A 3088-nucleotide genomic window follows, 5' to 3' on the forward strand; every position below is an offset into this window, starting at 1 on the left:
TAACTAGAGCAAAGCAAAGATTAAGTTGATATGGATCTATTAGAATATCAGGCAAAGGCATTGTTTAGTGAGATGGGAATACCTGTTTTGCCATCTCAAAGAATAGATTATCCTAAAGATTTAAAAAGATTAAAAATACCCTATCCAGTTGTACTTAAGTCTCAAGTTCATACAGGCGAAAGAAGTAGCTTAGGCGGAATTAAATTTGTTGAAAATACAATTGATGCTGTGGCAGCAGCTCAGACAATTTTTAATTTGCCAATTAAAGATGAATATCCAGAAGTTTTGTTAGCAGAGGCAAAATATAATGCTGACCAGGAATTATATCTGGCAGTTGTTTTAGACCCAATAGTACGTCGCCCCGTACTTCTTGGTTCAGCACAAGGGGGTATTGATACAGAAACAGCTATGAAAAATATGCAACAGGTGGTTGTTAATCAAGAATTTTCCCCTTTTTATGCACGTCGTTTAATGGTAAAAATTGGACTGCAAGGAAAACTGATAGAATCAGTGAGCCATATAGTGGAAAAAATGTATCAATTATTGGTCGAAAAGGATTTAGATTTGATAGAAATTAATCCTCTTGGTATTAGTCCGAGAGGAGAAGTAATGGCTTTAGATGGTAAGGTTAGTGTTAACGATTATGCTCTAGGTCGTCATCCAGACTTGGTAAGTTTAGTTGGCAAAAATATTAGTAATAATTATGAAATTAAACAAGAACAAGTAAAGGGAATAGATAACAATTCTTTATTGGTGACGAGTAATCTTAATGGTGTCAGTAGTGAAAAAATAATTCCAAATTATCGACTTAAATTTACAGAATTACAGGGGAATATCGGAATTTTATGCAATGGTGAAGGTTTAACAATGGCTACTGTAGATCTGGTCATGCAAGCTCAGGGAAAACCAGCTAATTTTCTGAATATTAAGTTGGGTGATTATTTGGAAGTAAAGGAAAGTTTGCGATCGCAAATGTTTACTGCTTTGGATTTAGTTAGTCAAAAAGAAAATGTTAAGGTGGTTTTGATAAATGTTATAGGTATAGTTCAGACAAGTGATGAGTTGATTACTATAATATATGAATATTTTAATAAATTAAAAAGTATAGACCAGGAAACAATTCCGTTTGTACTGCGTTTATTAGGAGGTAGAATTGGCAGGGCTAGGGAACGTTTATCAGGTCTACCAGTAGAGGTTATGGAAAACTTAGAGGATGCAGTGAACAAAGCTGTTTTTTTGTCTAAGTAGCGGAAAAAAAAGGGTGAATTACCAATAAATTAAGAATTCATAATTATTCGTTATTAATTAAGGTTGAAAGCCTCTCATATATATAAAGGAGAAAAAAACCAAAAAATACTTTTATTCAATCCTCTTATTTGGAATCAGAGGTAATTCTTAATTGTTAATTGTTGAAAGATAATTTTCAATTAAATTTAATAAATTCTAGAATAGATAATAAATAAAAACCATTTACCAATGGATAATTGATAATTAATCAATCCGGTTTAAAGCATGTCTTAATAATTAATAATTGATAATTAGAGATAGTTTTCATTATCGATTCTTAAAGAGGTAATTATCCATTATTCATTATCCATTATCAATTAATGAAAGATGATTGTCTGTTTAATAAATGCCTATTTAATTAATAATGGCTGAAGTATTATGAATTTAACTCGAGATAGCAAAGTCATAGTTCAGGGTGTTACAGAAAAAATATCTACCCAGATAGCCTTAATGATGAAGTCTTGTGGGACAAATGTGGTGGCAGGTATTAGTCCTGGAGAAGGGGGAAAAGAATGGCATGGCATTCCTGTTTTTAGTTTGGTAGAGCAGGCAGTAGCAAAGGTGGGTATAATTGATACCAGCGTGATAGTTATGCCTGCTTATCAGGTTTTAGATGCTGCTTTAGAGGCGATCGCTTCGGGTCTTAAACAAATTGTGATTGTTACAGAAGGTGTGCCTCCCCTAGATATGGTCAAGCTATTGAGAAAAGCTGAGGCGACAGAGACTCTGATTGTTGGACCAAACTGTGCGGGTATCATTGTACCAGATCAGTTGTTAGTAGGTACTCACCCAACTGAGTTTTATACTCCAGGTCCAATTGGTATTATTAGTCGTAGTAACACTCTAACTTATGAAGTTGCCTGGGAATTAACGAAGTCAAGGTTAGGGCAGTCTATTTCTGTGAGTCTTGGTTGCGATCCAATTGTAGGTTCTTCTTTTCTCCAATGGTTGCAAATATTAGATGAGGATGAGCGTACAGAGTTAATTGTTTTGATAGGAGAGGTTGAGGGTGCAAGTGAAGAAATAGCAGCTTCTTATATTTCAGAAACAATTGATAAACCTGTAGTTGCTTATATTTCTGGTACTTATGCTCCGATCAATCAAAATCATAGTCATGCTAATAGTTTAATTAGTGCTAGGGTTGCTGGTGAAAAGTATGATTCTAATGGTGAGATTGAAAGTAAAATTGCAGCTTTTGAAGCAGTTAAAATACCAGTAGCAAAACGACCTTCTGACATTCCAAGTTTAGTGAGAAATTCACTGCAAAAGAAGTATATTTAATTGAGACAAATTTCAAACTACTGAACTAGTGTAATAAAACAGGTAGCATAGGGCAGAAGATATAGCGCTACGCGCAAGGCAAAAGTCAAAAATAGTCTATGACTGAGGCGCGAGAATTTAGAAATGTCCGCGCCCTTTGCTTCGACTGCGATAATATTGCTTGTACAAACAGTCTCTTATATGAAGTCTCATTAATTAGCCATAATACAAATCTTTTCTCTGATAAATTTCTTCCTGTTCCCTGTTCCCTGTTCCCTCAATTTTTTATTGTGGGTATTCAAAGAGAGATGATATTATAGCTGATTAAAATATTATTCAATTTTTCAGAATAACTAATTAGGGCTTACCGATAAAATCTTAAAGCATTGACTCCTAAAGGTAAGTGCCTTTTTTGGTCAAAAAAAGTGCCTAGTTTTCAGTTGAAAACCCTCAAAAACTTAGCAGAAAAGGCAGGGGGGATAGAAGAAAAATCAAGGGAAAAATATATCCAATTATCTCCTAATTAATTCCTTGTTTCTCA

2 protein-coding genes are annotated in these 3088 nt (G+C 34.1%); both read left to right on the forward strand.

Annotated elements, in window-relative coordinates; translation table 11 throughout:
- Positions 1–30 precede the first annotated feature (30 nt).
- Entirely contained in the window at positions 31–1248 is a 1218-nt protein-coding gene (locus F6K22_RS37085; RefSeq protein ID WP_293109743.1) for a succinate--CoA ligase subunit beta, read from the forward strand.
- Between the two features lie 417 nt (positions 1249–1665).
- Positions 1666–2568, forward strand: coding sequence for a succinate--CoA ligase subunit alpha (locus F6K22_RS37090; protein WP_293109744.1), 903 nt, complete (start codon positions 1666–1668; stop codon positions 2566–2568).
- The last annotated feature ends 520 nt before the right edge of the window (positions 2569–3088 follow it).

This window comes from Okeania sp. SIO2F4 (genome assembly GCF_010672385.1).
In the GTDB taxonomy this organism is placed as follows: domain Bacteria; phylum Cyanobacteriota; class Cyanobacteriia; order Cyanobacteriales; family Microcoleaceae; genus Trichodesmium.